The organism is Pseudomonas sp. PvP027 (assembly GCF_017833005.1).
GTDB classification, from domain to species: domain Bacteria; phylum Pseudomonadota; class Gammaproteobacteria; order Pseudomonadales; family Pseudomonadaceae; genus Aquipseudomonas; species Aquipseudomonas congelans.
The window spans coordinates 3,335,268-3,357,487 of the sequence record NZ_JAFIBK010000001.1; the positions used below are offsets into that span (position 1 = coordinate 3,335,268).

22 protein-coding genes are annotated in these 22,220 nt (G+C 58.3%); 5 read left to right on the forward strand and 17 right to left on the reverse strand.

Features of this window, described 5'->3' with window-relative positions; genetic code table 11:
• Positions 1 to 36 precede the first annotated feature (36 nt).
• The 3 genes from glmU to glmS all read left to right on the forward strand — a co-directional run bounded on the left by glmU (position 37) and on the right by glmS (position 4,349).
• Complete coding sequence (gene glmU / locus JOE33_RS14170; RefSeq protein WP_187625349.1) at positions 37 to 1,404, forward strand: bifunctional UDP-N-acetylglucosamine diphosphorylase/glucosamine-1-phosphate N-acetyltransferase GlmU; 1,368 nt, start codon at positions 37 to 39, stop codon at positions 1,402 to 1,404.
• A 332-nt stretch (positions 1,405 to 1,736) separates the two neighbouring features.
• Positions 1,737 to 2,504 (forward strand): DeoR family transcriptional regulator, encoded by a 768-nt coding sequence (locus JOE33_RS14175; RefSeq protein ID WP_010428458.1) that lies wholly within the window; start codon positions 1,737 to 1,739, stop codon positions 2,502 to 2,504.
• Between the two features lie 9 nt (positions 2,505 to 2,513).
• Positions 2,514 to 4,349: a glutamine--fructose-6-phosphate transaminase (isomerizing) gene (gene glmS, locus JOE33_RS14180; protein WP_010428456.1), complete on the forward strand. Its 1,836-nt coding sequence runs from the start codon at positions 2,514 to 2,516 to the stop codon at positions 4,347 to 4,349.
• A 325-nt stretch (positions 4,350 to 4,674) separates the two neighbouring features.
• Here the strand turns inward: glmS and JOE33_RS14185 are convergent, their stop codons facing one another.
• The 14 genes from JOE33_RS14185 to JOE33_RS14250 form a co-directional block, all read right to left on the reverse strand.
• Positions 4,675 to 5,496, reverse strand: coding sequence for an isocitrate lyase/phosphoenolpyruvate mutase family protein (locus JOE33_RS14185; protein ID WP_010428452.1), 822 nt, complete (start codon positions 5,494 to 5,496; stop codon positions 4,675 to 4,677).
• A gap of 98 nt (positions 5,497 to 5,594) precedes the next feature.
• Positions 5,595 to 6,320 carry an NAD(P)-dependent oxidoreductase gene (locus tag JOE33_RS14190; protein ID WP_010428449.1) on the reverse strand — a complete coding sequence of 242 codons (726 nt, stop codon included), beginning with the start codon at positions 6,318 to 6,320 and terminating at the stop codon, positions 5,595 to 5,597.
• A gap of 349 nt (positions 6,321 to 6,669) precedes the next feature.
• The gene (locus JOE33_RS14195; protein ID WP_187625350.1) at positions 6,670 to 7,650 is read right to left on the reverse strand and encodes an SdiA-regulated domain-containing protein; all 981 of its coding nucleotides are present in this window, start codon (positions 7,648 to 7,650) and stop codon (positions 6,670 to 6,672) included.
• A gap of 41 nt (positions 7,651 to 7,691) precedes the next feature.
• Positions 7,692 to 9,221 carry a glycosyltransferase family 39 protein gene (locus tag JOE33_RS14200; RefSeq protein WP_122529357.1) on the reverse strand — a complete coding sequence of 510 codons (1,530 nt, stop codon included), beginning with the start codon at positions 9,219 to 9,221 and terminating at the stop codon, positions 7,692 to 7,694.
• The gene (locus JOE33_RS14205; protein ID WP_010428439.1) at positions 9,218 to 9,502 is read right to left on the reverse strand and encodes a lipid-A-disaccharide synthase N-terminal domain-containing protein; all 285 of its coding nucleotides are present in this window, start codon (positions 9,500 to 9,502) and stop codon (positions 9,218 to 9,220) included. The genes JOE33_RS14200 and JOE33_RS14205 overlap by 4 nt, the downstream gene beginning before the upstream one ends.
• On the reverse strand, positions 9,499 to 10,242 hold the full coding sequence (locus tag JOE33_RS14210; protein WP_010428436.1) for a glycosyltransferase family 2 protein: 744 nt from the start codon (positions 10,240 to 10,242) through the stop codon (positions 9,499 to 9,501). Before JOE33_RS14210 ends, JOE33_RS14205 begins: the two co-directional genes overlap by 4 nt.
• Before the next feature lie 11 nt (positions 10,243 to 10,253).
• Positions 10,254 to 11,249 carry an NAD-dependent epimerase gene (locus tag JOE33_RS14215; RefSeq protein WP_187625351.1) on the reverse strand — a complete coding sequence of 332 codons (996 nt, stop codon included), beginning with the start codon at positions 11,247 to 11,249 and terminating at the stop codon, positions 10,254 to 10,256.
• Positions 11,246 to 12,574, reverse strand: a complete 1,329-nt coding sequence (locus JOE33_RS14220; protein WP_187625352.1) for a UDP-glucose/GDP-mannose dehydrogenase family protein — start codon at positions 12,572 to 12,574, stop codon at positions 11,246 to 11,248. Before JOE33_RS14220 ends, JOE33_RS14215 begins: the two co-directional genes overlap by 4 nt.
• Before the next feature lie 183 nt (positions 12,575 to 12,757).
• Positions 12,758 to 13,801 carry an iron ABC transporter permease gene (locus JOE33_RS14225; RefSeq protein WP_032611229.1) on the reverse strand — a complete coding sequence of 348 codons (1,044 nt, stop codon included), beginning with the start codon at positions 13,799 to 13,801 and terminating at the stop codon, positions 12,758 to 12,760.
• The gene (locus tag JOE33_RS14230; protein WP_122694678.1) at positions 13,798 to 14,748 is read right to left on the reverse strand and encodes an ABC transporter substrate-binding protein; all 951 of its coding nucleotides are present in this window, start codon (positions 14,746 to 14,748) and stop codon (positions 13,798 to 13,800) included. Before JOE33_RS14230 ends, JOE33_RS14225 begins: the two co-directional genes overlap by 4 nt.
• A gap of 1 nt (position 14,749) precedes the next feature.
• Positions 14,750 to 15,529 (reverse strand): ABC transporter ATP-binding protein, encoded by a 780-nt coding sequence (locus JOE33_RS14235; protein ID WP_122694679.1) that lies wholly within the window; start codon positions 15,527 to 15,529, stop codon positions 14,750 to 14,752.
• A 276-nt stretch (positions 15,530 to 15,805) separates the two neighbouring features.
• Complete coding sequence (locus JOE33_RS14240) at positions 15,806 to 16,219, reverse strand: VOC family protein (protein ID WP_187625353.1); 414 nt, start codon at positions 16,217 to 16,219, stop codon at positions 15,806 to 15,808.
• A 159-nt stretch (positions 16,220 to 16,378) separates the two neighbouring features.
• Positions 16,379 to 17,326 carry a class I SAM-dependent methyltransferase gene (locus tag JOE33_RS14245; RefSeq protein ID WP_187625354.1) on the reverse strand — a complete coding sequence of 316 codons (948 nt, stop codon included), beginning with the start codon at positions 17,324 to 17,326 and terminating at the stop codon, positions 16,379 to 16,381.
• The gene (locus JOE33_RS14250) at positions 17,323 to 18,774 is read right to left on the reverse strand and encodes an iron-containing redox enzyme family protein (protein WP_240009379.1); all 1,452 of its coding nucleotides are present in this window, start codon (positions 18,772 to 18,774) and stop codon (positions 17,323 to 17,325) included. The genes JOE33_RS14245 and JOE33_RS14250 overlap by 4 nt, the downstream gene beginning before the upstream one ends.
• Before the next feature lie 338 nt (positions 18,775 to 19,112).
• On the opposite strand from JOE33_RS14250, the gene JOE33_RS14255 reads away from it, so the two are divergent.
• On the forward strand, positions 19,113 to 19,631 hold the full coding sequence (locus JOE33_RS14255; RefSeq protein ID WP_010428410.1) for a DUF4142 domain-containing protein: 519 nt from the start codon (positions 19,113 to 19,115) through the stop codon (positions 19,629 to 19,631).
• Between the two features lie 69 nt (positions 19,632 to 19,700).
• Here JOE33_RS14255 and JOE33_RS14260 read toward each other — a convergent pair whose 3' ends face one another.
• The 3 genes from JOE33_RS14260 to JOE33_RS14270 form a co-directional block, all read right to left on the reverse strand.
• Positions 19,701 to 20,198 carry a ferritin-like domain-containing protein gene (locus JOE33_RS14260; RefSeq protein ID WP_187625375.1) on the reverse strand — a complete coding sequence of 166 codons (498 nt, stop codon included), beginning with the start codon at positions 20,196 to 20,198 and terminating at the stop codon, positions 19,701 to 19,703.
• Between the two features lie 105 nt (positions 20,199 to 20,303).
• The gene (locus tag JOE33_RS14265; protein ID WP_054993372.1) at positions 20,304 to 20,501 is read right to left on the reverse strand and encodes a hypothetical protein; all 198 of its coding nucleotides are present in this window, start codon (positions 20,499 to 20,501) and stop codon (positions 20,304 to 20,306) included.
• Positions 20,502 to 20,536: 35 nt separating this feature from the next.
• Positions 20,537 to 21,418, reverse strand: coding sequence for a manganese catalase family protein (locus tag JOE33_RS14270; RefSeq protein WP_010428404.1), 882 nt, complete (start codon positions 21,416 to 21,418; stop codon positions 20,537 to 20,539).
• Between the two features lie 427 nt (positions 21,419 to 21,845).
• Between JOE33_RS14270 and JOE33_RS14275 the strand changes: the two genes are divergently transcribed.
• A complete protein-coding gene (locus JOE33_RS14275) occupies positions 21,846 to 22,070 on the forward strand; it encodes a DUF6555 family protein (RefSeq protein WP_003316018.1) in 225 nt (74 codons plus the stop codon).
• Positions 22,071 to 22,220: the final 150 nt, after the last annotated feature.

Below are 22,220 nucleotides of genomic sequence, written 5' to 3' on the forward strand. Positions count from 1 at the left end.
CTTCGGTCCGGTTGCCGCTCAGTTGGTAGTCCTATCATGTCTCTCGATATCGTAATTCTCGCTGCTGGCCAAGGTACCCGGATGCGTTCCGCGCTGCCGAAGGTTTTGCACCCCGTGGCCGGCAACTCCATGCTGGGTCATGTTATCCACAGCGCACGTCAGTTATCCCCAAGTGGAATACATGTCGTGATTGGACACGGCGCTGATGCCGTGCGTGAACAGCTGGCAGCCGATGACTTGAATTTCGTGATGCAGGACAAGCAACTCGGTACCGGTCATGCGGTTGCTCAGGCGCTGCCCGCGCTGACGGCTGACACCGTGTTGATTCTTTATGGCGACGTACCGTTGATCGAAGTGGAAACGCTCTCGCGCCTGCTCAAACTGGTCAACCCGCAGCAACTGGGCCTGCTGACCGTTACGCTGGATGACCCTACTGGTTACGGCCGTATCGTTCGTGATGATCAGAATCGTGTCTGTGCCATCGTCGAGCATAAGGACGCGAGTGACGCGCAGAAGGCTATCACCGAAGGCAATACCGGAATTCTCGCGGTGCCTGCCGCTCATCTCGCTGACTGGCTGGGGCGGCTGTCCAACAACAATGCCCAGGGCGAGTATTACCTCACCGACGTGATTGCCATGGCAGCCAACGATGGTCTGGTGGTTGCCACAGAGCAGCCCTACGACGCGATGGAAGTGCAGGGTGCCAATGATCGCAAGCAGCTTTCCGAGCTGGAGCGTCATTACCAGATGCGCGAAGCCCGTCGTCTGATGGCGGCTGGCGTGACCCTGCGTGACCCTGCGCGATTCGATGTGCGCGGTGAAGTGAGCGTTGGGCGCGACGTGCTGATCGATATCAATGTGATTCTTGAAGGCAAGGTCGTGATCGAGGATGACGTGGTCATCGGTCCGAACTGCGTCATCAAGGACAGCACCCTGCGCAAGGGCGTCGTCGTCAAAGCCAACAGCCATATCGAAGGCGCGATTCTGGGCGAGGGCAGCGATGCCGGCCCGTTTGCACGTCTGCGACCAGGCAGCGTGCTGGGTGCCAAGGCGCATGTGGGTAACTTTGTCGAGCTGAAGAATGCGAACCTGGGCGAGGGCGCCAAGGTCGGCCACCTGACTTATCTGGGCGACGCCGAGGTCGGCGCACGCACCAATATCGGCGCTGGTACCATCACCTGTAACTACGATGGTGCCAACAAGCACAAGACCACGCTGGGTGCAGACGTCTTCATTGGTTCTAACAACTCTCTGGTCGCGCCTGTGGATATCCTGGACGGTGCGACGACTGCAGCCGGTTCGACCATCACGCAGAACGTGCCTGCTGAACAACTCGGCGTGGCCCGCGCCCGCCAACGCAACATCGAAGGCTGGAAGCGTCCGGTGAAAATCAGGAAAGACTGAGTTATCCACAGCTCATGATGAGTCGCGTGCCAATGCTCAGCATTGGCACGCGTCCGCAACGCTCCAGCGAGACAGACGCAGAGCGCCCAGAACTGCATCCCCACGCGGAGCATGGGTACTATCAGCATTCGTTCAGACACTCTCGTTCCTCACGCTCCAGCGTGGGAGTGCCGTTCGTGACGCTCCGCGTCACACAGCTGTGCACCACACCCCATGTTCAAAAGTCGGTGTAGCGAGTATCCAAGAGAACGCGCCGTCCCAACCCTTGACCAAACCCCCAAAATAGGTTTTGATTGCCTTCGTTATCTTTCGAAACGAAACTTAAGGCAGTCATGTCGAAGCGCAATACACCACAACGTCGCCACAACATTCTCGCCCTGCTCAACGAGCAAGGTGAAGTTAGTGTGGACGATCTGGCCAGACGCTTTGAAACTTCAGAAGTTACGATTCGAAAGGACCTGGCTGCCCTTGAAACCAATGGTCTGCTGTTGCGTCGTTATGGGGGCGCAGTGCCGCTTCCTCACGAGCTTATAAACGACGGCAGTCAGCCGGTTTCCCGTTACAAACAGGCCATCGCTCGCGCTGCGGTCTCGAGAATTCGCGAGCACGCCAGAATCATCGTCGACAGCGGCAGCACCACGGCTGCATTGATCCCTGAGCTGGGCCAGCAACCCGGCCTGGTGGTCATGACCAATTCCCTGCATGTTGCGCGCGCCCTGACCGAACTGGAACACGAACCGGTCCTGTTGATGACGGGCGGAACGTGGGACCCACACTCGGAGTCCTTTCAGGGGCAGGTCGCGGAGCAGGTACTGCGCTCCTACGATTTTGATCAGTTGTTTATCGGTGCCGACGGCATTGATCTGGTTCGTGGCACCACCACTTTCAACGAGCTGCTGGGCTTGAGCCGGGTCATGGCGGAAGTCGCTCGGGAAGTCGTGGTCATGGTCGAAGCCGACAAGGTCGGTCGCAAGATCCCCAATCTGGAGCTGCCCTGGAGCAGTATCCACACCCTTATTACTGATGATCGCCTGTCCAGTGAGGCACGCGATCAGATACAGGCCCGCGGCATCAATCTGATTTGTGCTGCTGTCAGCTAGGAGATAACCATGTGTGGAATCGTCGGCGCCGTTGCTGAACGTAATATCACGGCCATTTTGCTCGAAGGCCTCAAGCGCCTTGAATACCGCGGTTATGACAGCGCGGGCGTAGCAGTCTTCAGTAACGAAGGCACCCTTGAGCGCCGTCGTCGCTCCGGCAAGGTCAGTGAGCTGGAACAGGCACTTGCCGGCGAGCCGCTGATCGGCCGTCTGGGTATTGCCCACACGCGTTGGGCGACCCACGGTGCCCCGTGTGAGCGTAACGCCCACCCGCATTTCTCGGCCAACACGCTGGCAGTTGTCCACAACGGCATCATCGAGAATCACGAAGCGCTGCGTGAACAGCTGAAAGGCCTGGGTTACGTATTCGCATCCGATACCGACACTGAAGTCATCGTCCACCTGCTGCACCACAAGCTCAAGGACACCGCCGATCTGGCGGTTGCCCTGAAGGCTGCGGTGAAAGAACTTCACGGCGCCTATGGTCTTGCGGTCATCAATGCCGCGCAGCCGGACCGCCTGCTGGCCGCCCGCAGCGGCAGCCCGCTGGTTGTCGGCATGGGCCTGGGTGAAAACTTCCTAGCCTCCGACCAATTGGCGCTGCGTCAGGTCACCGACCGTTTCATGTACCTGGAAGAAGGCGATATCGCCGAGATCCGTCGCGACAGCGTGCAGATCTGGAACGTCGACGGGGTGTCGGTCGAGCGCGAAGTGGTGCAATACCATGAAGGCGCCGAAGCCGCCGACAAGGGCGAGTACCGCCACTTCATGCTCAAGGAAATTCACGAGCAGCCCAAGGTTGTACAGCGCACCCTCGAAGGTCGTCTGGGGCAGCAGCAAGTGCTGGTCCACGCATTCGGTCCACAGGCTGCCGAGCTGTTCGCCAAAGTACGCAACGTTCAGATCGTCGCCTGTGGCACCAGCTACCACGCCGGCATGGTCGCGCGTTACTGGCTTGAAGGCCTGGCCGGCATCCCTTGCCAGGTCGAAGTGGCCAGCGAGTTTCGCTATCGCAAGGTAGTGGTTCAGCCGGACACCCTGTTCGTCTCGATCTCCCAGTCCGGTGAAACCGCCGACACCCTGGCAGCGCTGCGCAACGCCAAGGAACTGGGCTTTCTGGCCAGCCTGGCGATCTGTAACGTGGGCATCAGCTCACTGGTGCGCGAGTCCGACCTGACCCTGCTGACCCAGGCCGGTCCGGAAATCGGCGTGGCATCGACCAAAGCCTTCACCACCCAATTGGTCGCCTTGTTGCTGCTGACCCTGTCGCTGGGTCAGGTCAAGGGTTCGCTGGAGCAGGGCGTCGAAGCGCAACTGGTCGAAGAACTGCGTCGCCTGCCAACCCGCCTCGGCGAAGCACTGGCAATGGACGGCACGGTCGAGAAAGTCGCCGAACTGTTCGCCGAGAAGCACCACACCCTGTTCCTCGGGCGCGGCGCACAGTTCCCTGTGGCAATGGAAGGCGCGCTCAAGCTCAAAGAGATCTCCTACATCCACGCCGAAGCCTACCCGGCCGGCGAACTCAAGCACGGCCCGCTGGCGCTGGTCGACGCCGACATGCCAGTCGTCACCGTCGCACCAAACAACGAACTGCTGGAGAAACTCAAATCCAACCTGCAGGAAGTGCGCGCACGCGGCGGCGAGTTGATCGTGTTCGCAGACGAGCAGGCCGGCATGAAGAACGGCGAAGGCACCCACGTCATCGCCATGCCACACATCATCGATGCTCTTGCACCGATTCTGTACACCATCCCGCTGCAGTTGCTTTCGTATTACGTGGCTGTGTTGAAGGGGACGGATGTTGACCAGCCGCGGAATTTGGCGAAGTCGGTGACGGTGGAGTGAGTTATCCACAGGGGTGATATTTGGGAATTAAACCTGTGGCATGTGAATTAAAACGGTCGCAGATTTCTCTAAAGTCGCCCCATCGCTTATGCAGTTCTTTTTGGCGCCAGCCGCAACCAGTCGAGCAGCAAGGCTGCTGATGTACTACTTCGGCTAGCGCGACATACAGTCGGCGCTGCGTCTTAGATCCGGTTTGATCCGTGTTGGCGCCGTTTAACCGCTCGGTTCATGACCTGATAGTGTGTTTAGGGACCTTGCCAAACCAGCAGGGATTTCCCAAGCACGCTTGGGCTTGTGGCCCCTGGGCACCTACCGCGCACTCTGCCTATGGGCCTGTTGCTTTATCCACGCTCCCTATTAACCCATTCAATTTCCCATACGTAAAACCCGTAAGCGCTTGCGTATCCAGCTGCCCGCGCTCGATGAAAGAGCGCGCCAGCCCTTCCATCGCTCCATACAGAAACTCCGCAATACTGGAACCGGCGCTCAGGCGTCTAACGCCTAAGCGCTGCAAATCGTCGGGTGCCGACAGCCCGTCGCGGGCAAGCAGGTTCACCGGTAGCGTGCAGTTGTTGCACAGTGTGGAAATCTCGGCAGGTATGACCATTCCGGCGGCGAACAGACCGTTGGCTCCTGCCTGTGCATAAAGCGCTGCACGCCGGATGATTTCATCCAGACGCTGGACGGGTGGCACCAGGCTTTTCAGATAGACATCACTGCGCGCATTGATGAATAGATTAATACCATGCTTGTCGGCGACTTCTCGGGCAACTTCGATTTTGCGCACAAGTACTTCCGGTGGTGCGGTACCGTCTTCGATGTTGATACCCACGGCACCTGCGGCGACAACCGCTTCGACAACGCTGGCGACATGTTGAAGATCGTCGGAGTAACCGGCCTCAATGTCTACGGTCAGGGGGACGCGCAGTATTCGCGTCATAGATTCAATGCTGGCTGCCAGCCGCGTAAGGGGGAGCTGGTTGCCATCGGCGTAACCATGCGCCCACGCCATGCCTGCACTGCTGGTGGCGATCGCGGTGGCACCCAATGACTCTACGACTTTTGCCCCGCCTGCATCGCTGACATTGGCCAGTATCAAAAGCCCATTCTTGTGTAACTCATGAAAAACAATGTCCAGTGGTTTCATAACAATTTCCTGCCTGAAAGTTGCCATCCATTGACCTCGGCAGACACGCGACTGGAGATAGAAAGCCTGCCTTCTTAGGGAGTAACTGCGTTAAGGCGTCAAGCCTCCACGTTAGGAGACCACCCCAGTATGCGCTTGGCTTTCTCGTTGCTGACGGTCGGGCTGTCCTGGGTGATATTGAAAATACCACTTTGCCCTATTTCCAACGCCAGCAGTACTGCACGCGCAGCGTCTTGTACGTGCACAGGGCTGGTGCCGGTCGGCTCGTCAGTGCCAGTGTCGGGCCCGTATAACTGGCCATAGCGCAAGACGGTTCCGTTCAATGCAGGCTCGCTCAGCACTTGCTGTTCCAAGGCTGCCACACCCCCCACGCTGATGCCACGGCTGCCTTGTGCCTCGACGTCCAGAGGGCAGGTTTCCAGATAAGGGGTGTCGCCTGAACGGTAGGCCCAGGCGATGCTTTGAGCTATCAGACGAGTAGCGCCAGCGGCTCGAGCGGCGGCTACCAGATTACGCGTTCCTTCTGTACGGATACGTGCGTTGTTCTCGACCGCTTTGGCCATCAATTCAGGACTCAAGCCACGAGGCAGATCTGTCAGTTGATGAATAACAGCCCATGGCTGTATGCGGACCAACTCTTCATTTAAACGCTCGGCGTCATAGACATCGACCACCACTGCCGTAGCACCTGTGGCCTCGATGTCCTTCACTTTTTCGGCGCGACGGGTAGCGCCATACACGGTGTAGTCCGCAGCCACCAATAGCTTGAGCAGGGCTCTGCCGATTACACCGGATGCGCCGGCTACAAAAACTTTACGCGACATTGCACTCATCTCCTTGAGGTTTCATTGCAGCGGAAGCAGTGCGCCAATTAGCCTGGCACTGTGTCACGACCCTCTAATAAAAGCCGTGGATTCTATCGGGTAGGTTATCCACCAGGCCTGGGAATAGGCCCAAGCTGACGGCACGCTTTAGGATGCTAGATTATTTACTGTGATTAACTTTGAATCGAGTGACAATCAGGAGCACTTCATCATGGCAACCACCGCGAAAACCCGATCTGTCACGGCTCACGCTCCTGAGCAACTGGCACATTTTTCCGAATTCCGTAAGCTCTCCCAAAACAGACCCCACTCCCCGAAAGTCACCCTCAAGGCCGGGTTTCTTCACTACCTATTCCGGCACTTTCGAAAACTTGTAAAACAGATTCGGCTCGCTGACCACGTATAGGTTACCTGCGCGGTCCATGGTCAGGCCTTCGGGTTGCGGGGCGCTGTGCTTGAGGTCGGAGAAGGTACCCAGCAGTGATCGAATGCTGACGAATCGTCCCTTGCTGTCCAGTTCCGTGATCGAGTGCGACTGGTCGCTGAGCAGCAGTAAATGGCCGGTTCGCGGATCGTAGTAACCGTCTGAAAGGTCGCGTGCAGCGACACTTTTCGTGATCCAGTCGATCCGGTCGGCAATTTTGATCTGCAGACGGCCCTGATCGATGGAGCGCAGGACGCCGGAAACCTCGAACATCTGCCGTGGATCGCGCTCCTTGATCGCGAACAGGCGGTCGTTGGCGGGATCGTAGGTTACGCCTTCGAATCCCTTGTTATGAATACTGGGGTTGATCAGTAGTGCAATGAACTGAGCTTCCTCGACGTGGATGGGGCGTGCTTGCGGCGGCAACGTGATGATGTCCAGTTGCTGGAGATCTTCGTCGCACAGCACGATGCGACCGTTGCCCAGATAAGCCACACCTTCGGTGTCGTCGAAACCGATCAATGGGTAGCGGGCGATTATGTCGCCGTTCACGTTCAGCGCCAGCAGTTGCCTGGGGCCTTTGTTGGTCACTGCCAGCAGTCGGTCATTATCGTAGTCGTAGGTGATCCCGGAGATATTGGCGACGTCCGGTGCAAGTGGTTTGGCGTCGATAACCACATGGAAATCCGGCAGCCAGATATTCTTGTCGGCTGCCGTATTGCCCTTTAACCAGGTGCGACCGTACTGGTACAGCTGTTGGTGGACCTGAAAGTGTGTCGACACGGCGGAGGCCAGGATCAGCAGCCCGAGAGCACCTGCACTCAGCACGAGTTGTGCGAGTGATACCTGCCTTCGTGCGACGTTCGACCACGTCAGGCGCTTTGCCTTGATCGTTTCCAGTTGCATGGCTTCATTCACTCCCGCGTGTTGGGCGGCTGGGCGGGGGATTAATCAACATTTTGCTGCCAGGCGAAGCGATAGGCCTGCATCGGACTTTCCGGTCTGCACCGGCCGTTGTCGGCATCGGCATCGACGATGAACCAGTCAGCTCTGGAGGTCTGACCCAGCGGCCGGGCTTTTTCCGGCAAGAAGCAATTGGCCAGTTGCTCGCCTGGCACCAGCGCAAAGGTGCCGGGGTTTTCCCTTAGCCAGCGGGCAGCCTGTTCGGTTGCCGACGGCTTGGCAAAACCGAAATGCACAATGGGTTGGCGTGCATAGAGCCAGTGCCCCTCGCGCCAGTTGACCAGCACCAGATCGGCACCTTGCGTGACGTAAGCGGCTTGCTCCATCAGTTCCTTGTGTGGGTTTTGGCCCTCTATGACGGGTTCGACGAACCCTCTGGCGAACCACAGACCAAGCCAGATAACCACCACCACCGGGACGATTTGCCGAGCCCTGACGCGGTCATGGAACCAGCGTTTCAACAACCAGGGCAGCAAGGGGGCCGCCACCAGTATCAGGCCGGGCAGCGCCGGAAAGATGTAGATCTTGCGTTTGCCACTGGAGAGGCTGAAGAACAGCAGCACCAGCAACACCCAGCCGAGCAGTACCAGAACCCGGCCGTCGCGCTTGCTCAACTGTCGGCGCCAGGCCGGGATCAGCCAGGGCAGCACCAACACCAGCGGCAGCCAATACTGCGGGATGACTTTGACGAAGAAATACCAGAAGGGCTCGCGGTGGTCCCAGGCGCTGGCGTAGCGGTTAGCCGTCTGGTGCAAGAGTATTTCCTGCACATAGGCGAAGCCTTCCGGGCCGCCGTCACGCACGACCGAGATAATCATCGGCACCAGCCACAGGCAGCAGGCCAGCAATAACACCAGCAGACCCAGCGCCCAGCGCGCGGCCTGTCCAGGCATGGCCACCACACCGTGCCAACCTTTACGCGCGGCATAGGCGTAAGGGATCAACATCAAGGCGGGAACAAAACCGACGCCCTTGGTGATAATGCCCAGGCCCATGGCCGCACAGCTGAAATAGAACCAGCCCCAGGCCGGCCCAAGCAACACGTGGCGGACCAGGCCGTAGAAGCCCAGCGCAATCCACAGGCACAGAAAACTGTCGATCTGCCCGGTGCGCAGGATGCTGTAGGTCTGATAGGTGGCCAGGAACAACAAGGCGGCGTACCGACCGATGCGTCGGTTCCACAGGCGGGTGCCCAGATCGTAGAGGACTGCGGTGGTTGCGCCTGCAGAGAGCAGCCCGGGCAGGTACAGCGCTATGTTCGGGCTGCCCGTCAGCCAAATGAAGAATGCCGTCGCCCACATGAACAGCGGCGGTTTGTCGGCATAGATCTGCGCGGCCCGGTGCGGGACGAACCATGAGCCGTTCTGCAGCATTTCCAGGGCAACGCCGAGAAACCGCTCTTCGTCCACGTTCTGCGGCAGACGCAAGCCCAGGCCGCCCCCGACCAGTAAGACGGCCAGCGCGACCAGTAGCCATCCCTCGAGGCGAGGCGAAAGGTGAGTTCGCACCGTCATTGCTCCTCGGATGTCTTGGCCTGTCGGCTGATCAGCTGCAGGTTGCGCATGTACACCAGCAGACCAAAGGCCTGGCCGGCGATGAAGACCGGGTCCTGTCGATAAATGGCGTAGGCCAGCAGGATCGTGCTGCCCAGCATGCTCAGGTACCAGAAGCCCACCGGGATGATGCTGCGCTTCTTGAATTCGCTGTACAGCCATTGCAGGACAAAGCGTCCGGTAAAAACCGCCTGCCCGACAAAACCCAGGACCAGCCAGAAAGTCTCGTTGTCCGGCTTCATGACTGCAGTTCCTGTGCCTGAACATCCAGGCGAGTCCGGCGGATCAGCCACCAGACGCCGACCAGATCAAGAATGCCCACCAGCGCGCGGTCCAGGTTGCCGTACTTGGACACGCCGGCCTGGCGATGGCGGTGGTTGACGGGGTGCGTGACCATACGGCCGTTATGTCGCTGAATCAGCGCTGGAATGAACCGATGCATATGGTCGAAGTACGGCAGACGCAGAAACGCGGCCCGCTCGATCAGTTTCAGGCCGCACCCGGTGTCTGGAGTTGCGTCCTTGAGAAGCCGGCTGCGCAGGCCGTTGGCAAAGCGCGAGGCCCAGCGTTTGCTGGCGGTATCTCGCCGATTCACTCTGTGGCCTGCCACCAGCTGTATCGCCCCGGAGCCGTTTGCGTGAGCGCGTACCAGCGCCAACATCCCGGGAATATCCGCCGGGTCGTTCTGACCGTCACCGTCCAGGGTCGCCAGCCAGGTGCCGTTGGCCGCCAGTGCTGCGTGATAGACCGAAGTGCTCTGCCCGAGCGATCGCTCGTGGCGCAGGATCCGCAACAAGGTCAATCCGCTGTCTTTGAGGTGAGTCAGCACTTTCAAGGTGTCGTCTGTGCTGCCGTCATCAACGACCAGTATCTCGTAGCGTTCCCCGTCCAGCGCTGTGCAAATCTCTTTTATCAGGCTGGGCAGGTTGTCGGCTTCGTTTTTGGCCGGGATCACGACGGAGAGAAAAGTGGGCGTGGTCATGGAAGTCCTTGTTATTGAAGTGGCGCACAGATCCGGGCCTGATAGTGCTCCCGATACCAGTCGACGAAGGCCCTGACGCCGGTGTCGACCGAGACCTGCGGTTGAAAGTCGATCCATTGGCTCAGCGCACTGACGTCCGCCCAGGTTTGCAGCACGTCGCCCGCTTGCAAGGGCAGGTAGCGCCTTTCGGCGCGCAGACCTAGCGCGGCCTCCAGGCAATCGACGAACTCCAGCAGCTTGACGGGCTGACCCCGGCCGATGTTGAAGAGCTGATGAGGCGGCTCGCTGCCAACGGCATCGGGCGGCAGCAGACGCAGGCGCAGGATGCTTTCGACAATGTCGTCGATGTATGTGAAGTCCCGCGCCATTTCGCCGTGGTTGTAGATATCCACAGGCTGCCCGGCGAGCATGGCTTTTGTGAACTTGAACAGCGCCATGTCCGGCCGGCCCCAGGGGCCGTAGACGGTGAAAAAGCGCAGCCCTGTGGCGCGTAGGCCGTACAAGTGGCAATAGCTGTAGGCGGTGAGTTCGTTGGCACGCTTGGTGGCGGCATACAGGGACAGCGGCCGGTCGACGGCATCCTCTACCTGAAACGGCATGCGCGTATTGGCGCCGTAGACCGAGCTGCTCGACGCGTAGATCAGGTGCGCCGGTCGATACTGCCGACAGGCCTCGAGCACGTTGATAAAGCCGACCAGATTGGATTGGGCGTAAACATTCGGCTGTTCAAGCGAATAACGCACACCGGCCTGCGCCGCCAGATGAATGACCTGTTCGAAGGTATTTTGCGAGAAGAGGGTGGACAGACCTTCGGCATCGGTGATGTCCAGCCTGTGGAACGTGAAACCTGGCAGGCGCTGGAGTATGGCCAAGCGCGATTGCTTGAGCTCGACGCTGTAATAATCGTTGAGGTTGTCGATGCCGACGACCTCAACACCGAGCTCGCACAGACGCCTGGCGACATGAAAGCCGATGAACCCCGCAGCACCTGTCACCAGTACCGTCATGGCTGAGTCGCCCGGCCACGACCAATGCCGTAGTAGGTAAAGCCCGCCTCACGCAGCTGCGACGGGTCGAACAGGTTGCGGCCATCGAACACCACGCGATCACCGAGCTTTTCGCCGAGCTGGTCCAGGTCCAGCACCCGGTAGTCCTGCCACTCGGTTACCACCACCAGAGCGTCTGCGCCTTCCAGAGCATCCTGCTTGCACTGCACCAGTTGCAGGTCGTTTCGCTCGCCGTAATGATGCCTGACCGCTTCTATTGCTTGAGGGTCGTGCGCTTGAACCCTGGCACCGGCTGCCCAGAGCGCTTTGAGCAGGGTATGGCTGGAGGCTTCGCGAATATCATCGGTATTGGGCTTGAAGGCCAGTCCCCAGACGGCGAAGACCTTGCCACTGAGATCACCACGATAATGCGTGTGGATATTTTCAAACAGGCGGTGCTTCTGGCGGCGATTGACCTGTTCCACAGCATTGAGCAACGCCGTTTCCACGCCGTGCTCGCTGGCTGTGCCGATCAGCGCCTGCAAGTCCTTGGGAAAGCATGAGCCGCCGAAGCCGCAGCCTGGGTAAATGAAGTCATAGCCAATGCGCGGGTCGGAGCCGATGCCTAGCCGCACCTGTTCTATGTCGGCACCTACTTGTTCAGCGAGGTTGGCGATCTCGTTGATGAACGAAATCTTGGTCGCCAGCAGGCAGTTGGCAGCGTATTTGGACAGCTCTGCGCTGCGGGCATCCATGATCACAAATTTCTCGCGGTTGCGACTGAAGGGCTGATACAACTCGCGCATCTGCTCCAGCGCTCGCGGGCTGGCCCCGCCGACGATAATGCGATCCGGACGCAGGCAGTCACTGACCGCGCAGCCTTCCTTGAAAAACTCGGGGTTGCTGATCACTTCAAAGCCGTCATCGCGTCGCGCACTGGCAGCGATCTCAACGAGCAGGCGGTCAACGGTGCCCACTGGCGAGGTCGACTTGTTGACAATGATCGGGGCGCTCTCGGCGTGTCTGATCACCGAGTGCAGTACGGCAAGCACCTGGCTCAGGTCCGCCTTGCCGTCGACTTGCGCTGGCGTGCCGACTGCGATGAATAGCAACTCTGCAAAGCGACTGGCGTGTACTTCATCGGTCGTGAAACTCAGTCTCTTGCAGTCCAGGCCATTGCGCAGAAGTTCGCCAAGACCGGGCTCGAATATCGGACATATACCTTCGCGCAGCGCGTCAATGCGCTTGCTGTCGACGTCCATGCAACACACGGTATGGCCTACTTCAGCCAGACAAGCAGCAAGGGTAAGTCCCACATAACCGGTTCCGAACACTGTCACTCTCAAGTGTCGCTCCTTCTGCTTCATGCATGAATGGATGAGCCGGTTTGTATTCAGGTGCGTCGGCAGCCTTAAATAACCAGCGCAAAATAAATGTCATAAAGGTGTTAAGAAACGATGACACAAGTTTGTCATGTAGCCAGAAGGGCCGCGGGCAGTCGTGTTTGCACGCGGCAAACACGTTGCCCGTTACTGACCGCGCTTCATCATGAAAATAAAAAACAGCCCTCCCAACAAGGCGGTGGTAATGCCTATCGGCAGGTCTTCAGGGGCGATCAGGGTGCGGGAGATGACGTCTACCCAGACCATCAACAATGCACCCAGAAGAGTGGCGACAGGCAACAGCCGGCGATGCTCGGAGCCCACCAGACGTCTGGCCATGTGCGGCACCATCAGGCCGACAAAACCGATGGAGCCGCACAGGGCGACCAGTACGCCGGTCATCAGTGAGGCGATCAGGAAAATCAGCAGGCGCACATTGCGCACTTGAAGGCCAAGGCTCACGGCGGTCTGGTCGCCGCCCATCAGCGCGTTCAGTGAACGACCCAGCCCTTGCAGCAGGACCCAACCGCACAGCACCGTGATAAACGGCACTGCAAGCAATTCCCAGCGGGCCAGACCCAACCCGCCCAGCATCCAGAACAGCACTGAGGAGCTGGCGCGGTGGTCGCCCAGAAACAATGACAGGTTGGCGATTGCCATCATCACGAAGGACACGGCCACGCCGCCGAGCAGCAGGCGCTGGCTGTCCAGGCGGCCTTGGTGACTGGCCAGCCACAACACCAAGCACAGGCTGACCAGCGAGCCGACAAAGGCGGCCAGCGGCAATGTCAGCATGCCAAACACTTCCCCCACATGCATGACCACGATCACTGCGCCAAGCGTTGCGCCCGAGGTCGCTCCCAGCAAATGCGGATCGGCCAGTGGATTGCGGGTCGCGGCTTGCAGAACGCAGCCGATCAGCGCCAGCCCTGCGCCTGCCAGCGCGCCCAGCAACACGCGGGGCGTGCGTATCAGCCAGACGATGGTTTCCTGTCCCGCCGTCCAGAGCGGCGGATGTTCGGCAGTACCGCAGAGTTTGAACATCAGGATATCCATTACCCGGCTCAAGGGCACAGGGGCCGCGCCGAAGGTGATGCACACCAGGCATGACGTCAGCAGCAAAAGCGTCAGAGCGATCAGCAGGCCCAGGTAACGGCGCGGCCGTTCGGTCAGCCACTGCGCCAGCGTCATCGCTTCACGTCATGAAATGCCGCTGCAAGCGTTTCGATAGCCGTGACATTGTCGATGCCGGGCGTCACCGCCACATAGGGCAGCACGACATAACGCCGGTTGCGGATCGCGTCGACGGATTGCAGGGCCGGATTGCTTTCAAGAAAGTGCTGTTTCTGCGCGGCGCTGACTTCGCCGTAGTCGACGATCACGATCACCTCGGGATTGTTTTGCACGACCGACTCCCAATTGACGTGGGTCCAGCTGGCTGCGACGTCGCCCATGACATTGCGGCCGCCTGCAGCGCTGATCAGCGCCTGAGGGATTGCCAGACGCCCGGCGGTCATCGGCCGGTCTTCACCGCTGTCATACAGAAACACCCTGGGCGGCGATTTGCCTGCCACGCTTTTTTCGACGTCGCTCACGCTGCGGCGCATCTGTGCAACCAGCGTTTCGGCCCGGGTCTGCACATCGAATATCCGGCCCAGATTGAGCAGGTCGTTGTAGACATCCTCCAGCGTCGCCTCGGCGCGGGGCATTATCTGGGCGCAGGATTCGGTCAGCTCATAGGCCTGGATGCCCAGCGGGGCCAGACTTTGCGGAGTGACATCGCCACCCACGCGCATGCCATAGTTCCAGCCGGCAAAATAGAAGTCGGCGTTGGCATTGAGCAGTGTTTCCAGAGACGGATATTTACTGGACAGTTCGGGCAGCTTGCCCAGCTCGCGCAACAGCGCCTGGTCGGGTTTGCTCCAGCCGGTAATGCCGCTGTAGCCGACCATGTGCGATTGCAAACCCAGGGCAACCATCATTTTGGTGAGGTTCACATCGTTGCTGACGGCACGCTGCGGCGCAGCGGTGAACGTCACCGAGCGGTCGCAGCTTTGCACGGTGACGGGGTAGGCGGCATGCACCATCGGGCTGCATAGCAACGCAGCCAGGGCCAGGCGGGCGGACAGGCAGTTCATGTCAGGGTATCCAGGTGATGCGTGGGTAGTCACGCAGAGGGTGGCTGTCGACCAGCGCCTTGGCGCCGAACACGTTGAGCAGCATTTCCTGGGTCAGTACCTCCCGGGGCGTGCCTTGCGCAATGAGCCGGCCGTGATGAATGACACACAGGCGATCACAGAATGCCGCCGCCAGGTTCAGGTCATGGATACTGGCCAGCGTGGCCATGCCAAGCTGTCTGACCAGCCCGAGCAATTCCAGTTGATGGCGCGGGTCGAGGTGGTTGGTGGGTTCGTCCAGCACCATCAATCGGGGTTCCTGCACCAGCGCCCGAGCCAGCAGACAACGCTGCTTCTCGCCGCCGGAAAGCGTGTCGAATCGATGCTGCTCGTAGCCCGCCAGCCCAACAGCGTTCAGCGCGTTGTGGACAATTGCGCGGTCGTGGTCACTGTCTGCGGCAAAGAACCCCTGATGAGGCGCGCGACCCATGTTTGCCACATCCAGCAGCGTCAGGCCGAATGCGTCGGGAAACTCCTGGGCAACCACTGCCACGTGCCGGGCGCACCAGCGCGGGCTGCAGGACCAGATATCGCGGGCATTGATTGCGACCTTGCCGCTGTGCGGGCGGCTGTAGCGGAATGCGCAACGCAGCAGGCTGGTCTTGCCGCTGCCGTTGGGCCCGATCAGGCCGACGAACTCGCCTGCGGCGATCTGCAGGTCGATATCCTTCAAGGCAAAGTGTTCGTGCGTGCAGACTGACGTCTGTTCCGGTGCCCACGCGAGGCGTTCCAGCGCCAGCATCAAACACGCGTACCCACAGTGACGTGCCGCGAGGGCGGCTCACCCGGTATCCATTGCCGAATGTGCTGACCTGCCTGCAAGGTGTGCTTTGTGATGACTGGAAAGGATTGGGAGACACGGTTGATCATGGCGTCGGAAGATCGCTTGAGAAGGCTGCATTAAGAATCTTCAATTGTTATAACATAACATTTAAGGCGCAGCACTCTCGCTTAACAACCTTCGATAACCCTCGGTTTATCGCCCCACCTTTTGCAGGCTGCACCTGACCCGGGCGGTTCAATAAATCGCCCAGCAGCCAGGCGTCAGGAGTTCGACAAGATTCTCATCGGGGTCGCGGAAGTAGATGCTCGACCCGCCTTTGGGCCACTCGTTACGGCCTTCAATGGCGACGCTGGCCCTGGCGAGGCGATCAGCCCAGGGTTGCATCTCGTCGGCATTGATGGCGAAGCACACATGAATCCGACCCTGTGCGTCGTGGGGTGGTATCTCTCCGCCGCTCAGGTACTGCGTCTGCAGTGAAGCGCCGCGCTTGAACAGCAGCAGGGTGCTCACACCTCCGACGTTGAGCGCCACCAATGTCGCGCTTTCGAACATCACTTCCAGTTCAAGGGTGGCGGAATAGAATTCCCTGGCGTTCGCCAGATCGTCTACGTAAAGGGCTGTTTCGATAATCCTGTTCAGGCGTGGCATGTGTCGTCATCCTTTTCGGTGTGCAACGAGTCTCCATCGATCAACCGCAGGGTGTTGATCGATGGCTCGTGGCAAGTTTCACAGGGATGCTGACAGGCTGACCAATGCTCGGTTCTTATGCTCTCTATAAGCGCGAACTATTGAAGATATTTCGGTGGGTCATGCAGGCCGTCGGGTGACCACCAGTTCGACCGCTGCGATACGGTCCACGTCCTCATACCCCTCTTCAAGCAGCTCTTCGCCGAAGACATCCGGGTCCAGTTCACGGTAGGTCCATGCCAGTGCCGCATGGTCGATATCGGCCTGCACCGCTTCAAAGAACGGGTCGTGCTCGCCCACCATGGCCACGCCGGTGTAAAGCACCAGCGAGCCGCCCGGAGTCAGGCGGTCCACAGATTCGCGCAGGATGCGCACGGATAGGTCCGCGCCCAATGCATCACCACCGTGGCGGTAGGCGCGGCGTTTGGTGTCTTTCATGTAAGGCGGGTTGGCGACGATCAGGTCGAAATTTCCGCTCAGGCCCGAGAGAATATCGCTATGGCAGCACTCCATATTCTTCAGCCCGGCGACCGTGGCATTGGTCTGCGCGAAATGCAGCGCCTTGGGGTTGATGTCGACGGCATGAACCTGTGCCTGCGGGCGGGCAACCGCGATCAACATGGCGCCAGCACCTGTACCGCAGCCGATGTCGACGGCGCGGTTGATCGGGTGCGACGTGCTTTGCAGGTGGCGATTGATGGACTGCGCAAAGCGATAGGTATCGGGACCGAAGAATACCGAGTCTTCATCTGAGGTAGGAAACGCCGAATGCACCAGCAGCAGATTATCCAGGCTGGAAAATCTCACCCGGCTTTTCAAGCCGTCTTCCTTGCGTTCAAGAATACCGGCAGCCAGCAGGCCTTGAGCCTCTTCGACCGGCAGCATGGATTCCGGTATCAGCCGGCTCCAGCCGAACACATCACGCAGTGACGCGGCAGTACGATTTTCCGGGCGTTGGTTGACGTGTTTATGGGTCAGGGGCGTGGGCGTGATAAAGCGAAAGCCACTGGTTTCAAGGCGCTGCGCCAAGGCAATCAGCGCGGCGCTGTCGGGGAGGGGATGACTCATGCCTGGGCTCCTGTCATTCGCTCGGCCATGCTGCTCACAAACAGACGCGTCGCGTGCAGGCCGGCGGCTGTTGCATGCCTTGCCGGCGACATGCTTTCGATCAACGTGGACATCTTCTCGGAGGCGGGCGCAGATTCCAGCCTCATGTGCAGTTCGCGCACGTCCGGATCAGCGTCTGCCGAGGCAGGCACGGCAAGCGCGGGGGAGGGCTGAGCGCCGTCTTGCAGGTTGCGGAAGCGCGAGCGAAAGGCTTCCGGAAGCCGTTTGCCGACTGTGGGTTGAGCGCTGCCATCCGACAGCCACTCACCGGAGATCCAGTCGTGCACGAGTTGCTTTTCATAACCGTTGAAGACGCCGAACATCGGTGCACCGGCGCCTTCGAACAGCTTCCAGAAGCGGCTGTGCAGAGGGTCTTCGTGACGCTTGATCCAGCCTCTATTCTCCAGTACAGCAAGAAATTCCGGGATCTGCTCGGGCTCGGCCAGCCACTCGTTGACGGTCTTGCCATCCAGGCGGCAGTAGTCGGAATGCATGTGCTGACCGAACGTCCGCTTGCGCTCAAGCATGGCGATCACTTCCTGCTCCAGGTCGAACGACTGGATCACCTGAGTTGACCCCATCCCCAGCTCATTGAGGCGGTAACCACTGGCGACACGACGATAAAACTCGTCACGTTCCTGGCCGACCGGCAGCAACTCAAGGACGCTCTGCGCCGCCTTGCGCGCATGGCCGGTGCTGGCGTTATCGATCGTCACATGCAGGGTGAAGTAGTAAGGATCAATGCCCAGTTCATTCAGCTCGAATGAGGTGATGAGCAAGTGCAGCGGCAGCTGTTCATAGCCCAGGTTGTAACCAATGACCTCGGGGAGGTACTGCTCGCTCAACTGTCCCAGTGACAGTTGAATGGCGCCCTGCAGGTAGGCGTCATCGGCCAGTGGTGCGCTGGTGTCGCAGTCCAGGTCCGCCAGCAGTTTCCGGTACAGCGAGACATGATTCTGTGCCTGTTCGCCGTCACCGAGTTCTTCAAGGTATGTCCGAATCAGGCCATGAAAGCGGTAGTCCGCCCAGCGCGGCAGCAATCCGTAGAGCCAGGCGCCGTCGACCATTTTGGTTGGTGCGACCTGCTGAATGAAATACATCGCATGCGCTTTGCTCTTGAAAAACCGTCTCGGTTTTCCGGCGCGGCGTTGCTCGAGATAGAGCGCGTATTGATCAGCCACGACCCCTACGTTCTGCTCCATCCATTGTTCAAGCGCTTCAGGCTGCGCCGGAAGATCGCAGTGCTCCCGCTCGGCCAAGGCCAGGCAGTGATTCAGAAACATGACCGCATCGTGTTGATGTTCGGGAGCACGTTCATTCATCCATGATTGATAGACGGTTTTTGAACGGGCTTCTTCAACGACGGTTTTGACGACGGCATCGCCGGTCATCACTTGAAGAGACGTCATGAAAATCGTACCTCGGCAGTTGAACATCACGATTGACGCAGTCATTCGGGACTTTCTGTTTTTCTATGCAGCGTAGATAAGTGAGTGCCTCGGTACGGGGAAATTCAGCGTAATTTTCCGGGCACCGATAGGTGGTGATCGTGCTTATTCCAGGGGGGCGATGGTTGCGCGGAAAAAAAATGTATTGCCGGTTTGGGTTTACATCTGCAACAGGTGACCGTGGTATCGGCGTATGCCGCGTCTGATCAAAAAGGCTGAACGCAGGTATTTGAAGCAGGTCGTAACGTTCATGTCATCGATAACGATGACGTATTCAGCCCATAAAAGGATGACCGAAAATGACCAATTATTTTCGCATGAGCGCCATTGCCGTTGTACTTTCGCTAGGTTCGCAAATGGCTGTTGCTGCTCAGGACGCTGACGATTTTGTAGAGGATGCTTCTGCCAAGGGCATTGCCGAAGTTCAGGTTGGCAAGCTCGCACAGGATGAGAAAGGTGTCTCTGCAGACGTGAAGGAATTCGCCAAGCAGATGGTCACGGATCACACCGCCGCCAATGAGAAGCTGGCTGCGATCGCAAAAAGCAAGAACCTTGAAGTATCTGAAGATCCAATGTTGATGGACAAAGCCAAGGCAATGATTCTGGAGATGCGCGAGAAGTCATTCGACCAGGCTTACGCCAACAATCAGGTCTCCGCGCATGAACAGGCGATCAAGCTGTACAAGGAAGAGGCCGAGAATGGCAAGGATCCAGAGTTGAAGGCATTTGCGAAGGCAACACTGCCTACGCTGGAGAAGCATCTGGAGCATGCGAAAAAACTCGCTGCTGCCCATGGCGGTGATGCTGCCAAGAAGTAAATCCTCTACACCGCATGACGGGATCTACACCCTGTAGAGCGTCATGCGGGTACCGCTGAGAAACCCTCATTACTTTTTCGAAGTGGCCGCCTGGGTTCCGCCCTGTTCGGCGATCGCCGTCAGCTTTTCGTCTGCGCCTTTTTCTTCTGCCAACGTGGCACTCAACAGAGCGGTTGCCTCTTTCATCTTCAGATGTTTGGCCATTGCGATGAGTGTGCCGTAGCTGGCGATCTCGTAATGCTCGACCTTCTGACATGCGCCGATCAACGCGGCATCGAGCACAGCGCCTTTTTCGATCTCTTCCAGCAACTCCTTGCTTTCTTCGATCAGACCTTCCATGGCCGCGCATTTCATGCGTTTCAGCTTCAGACCAGCGCCTTCCACCAATTCATCGATACGATCGATCTGACCTTGAGTTTCTTCAAGATGAGCCTTGAAGGCTTCTGCCAGCAGTGGATTGGTCGAAGCGCGTGCCAGGAGCGGGAGTGCTTTGGTAATTTGCTTTTCGGCGCTGTATACGTCTGAAAGTTCGTGAATGAACAAATCTTCTATGGTCGTGCGAGTCATGTTCTTACCCTTTTCAGCGAAGAGAGACTTGTCCACAGGCGAGCATGTGGTCTGTAAGCCTGTGGACAAGTCGGATGGAGCGCTTAACATTGATGACCTGCGGGATCATCGACGTGGCAGGTTATTTTCAAGCAGGGTTCCAACTCCGAAACCCTTGGTCGCCATCACCACTTGAAAGCCTCGGCGTGCAAGCAGCGCCTGCGCCTCGAAGGCACGAAGCCCGTTTACAAATACCTTGTCGGTCAACACGCTATCCAACTCGTCGCGAGGCGTTAGAGGTCGACGGGAGCTGAGCTTTTTCATGATTCCATTCTCCTGATCAAACGATTGTTGCCGCTTCAGGCGTCTTTGCCCTGAACAAAGCCAGAGCCCAGATCTGCACCGGTAATCGGGTTGGCGGCCGGATCGGACTGGGTCCGTTCCTTCATCATTTCCAGCACCTCGGTGTCCTTTTCATTCAGCGTGACCGAGGCCGTACCTTCGCCGCCATCGACAGCCGCTTGTGGCGATTCCACATACTCCCAGTCACCGCCCTGATTCCAGGCGCCGCGTACATTGGGTTCGCCAGACATGTTGAAGTACTTGTTGGTGAACTCCGGCATTCCCGGCAGTTTGCCCTGCGGGAAGTTCGGCTGTATGGCGTGCAGGGCTTTTTCAAAAGACAACTGGTGTGCGATTTCCCGAGTCATGAGAAAGCCCAGCGCTTCTTTAACGCCAGGATCATCGGTCACATTCATCAATCGCTCGTAAACAATCTTGGCTCTGGATTCTGCGGCGATGTTGGAACGGAAGTCCGCTGTCGGCTCGCCGATAGTATCGATATAAGCCGCTGTAAAGGGCACGCCGGCGGAGTTTGTCAACGGCGCACCGGATCCGTACAGGAGGCTGGTGATATGTGAGTCATTGCCGTTACCGTTGATAGAGCGATACAACTCGCCTTCTTCTTCGATGCCTTCAGCCAATTGGCCTTTGGCGCCCTTATTGAGCATGACAATAATGGAACCCACAATTTCAAGGTGGCTTAGTTCTTCAGTGGCGATGTCCATCAACAGGTCTTTACGGCCTGGATCTTCTTCGCTCAATCCTTGGGTGAAATACCGTCCGGCGGCGGCCAGTTCACCCTGAGCCCCACCGAACTGCTCAAGCAGAAGGTTGGCCAGTCCAGGATTGGGTCTTGCTACGCGTACGGTATATTGAAGTCGCTTGTTATACATGAACATGTCGTATCCTCAGGCTTTGATTTCTCGGGAAGCGTCAACCCATGGGCATGGGTTCGATTCAACGCAGTCACAGGTTATGAGAGACTGAGGAGCGAGATCGTTACTGCTAACTTTTTTAAAGAGGACCGACGGTGTAAGAGCTGCCGTTCAATAGAATTTTAATATCCCTTAAGGTGACGCGAATTTTGCTTATATTACCGTGAAGGCCTATTTAAATTGGCGATCAGCCAGGCCGCATTGCCCCGTCAGAGAACCCGGAAAAATTGCAGTTATAAACAAACTCTATCACCAACTAAACCGAGCGGTTCAGGTATACCATACATTGCTAGATGGCAACATGACATCATTTAGATTATGGCATTAATATTTTGAATTTTTTGAAACTGCAGCGATCTGTTTTGCGAGTCTACAAAGCAGGAGCAACACAATGGCCGATGAAAAACACTACCGTATCGATTACCTGCTGCATGGCAGTTACAAGACGTTCTACATAAGGGCCGGTGCCATGGACAATAAGGAGGCCTGGCACTGGGCGTCAGTGGATGCCGGGTTCGGTGCGATCCCCAAGTACCGTTCCGATCCGGTGCCGAAGCTGAGCAAGCCTCAGGCGGAGAAGCTCGGTCTGTCGAACGTGGAGTGGGCGAGGGCTTGAACAGCCCTCGGTCACCTCGATACGACGCCTACCGTCGTGCGTCACGATGCCGCACGACGGTATTACCCTTTTGCAAAGTCTACGGTCGCCAGACTGTCAGATGAACAGTTGTTTCCCGCCTGCTTGACCTGAACACCCTCATTCGGATCA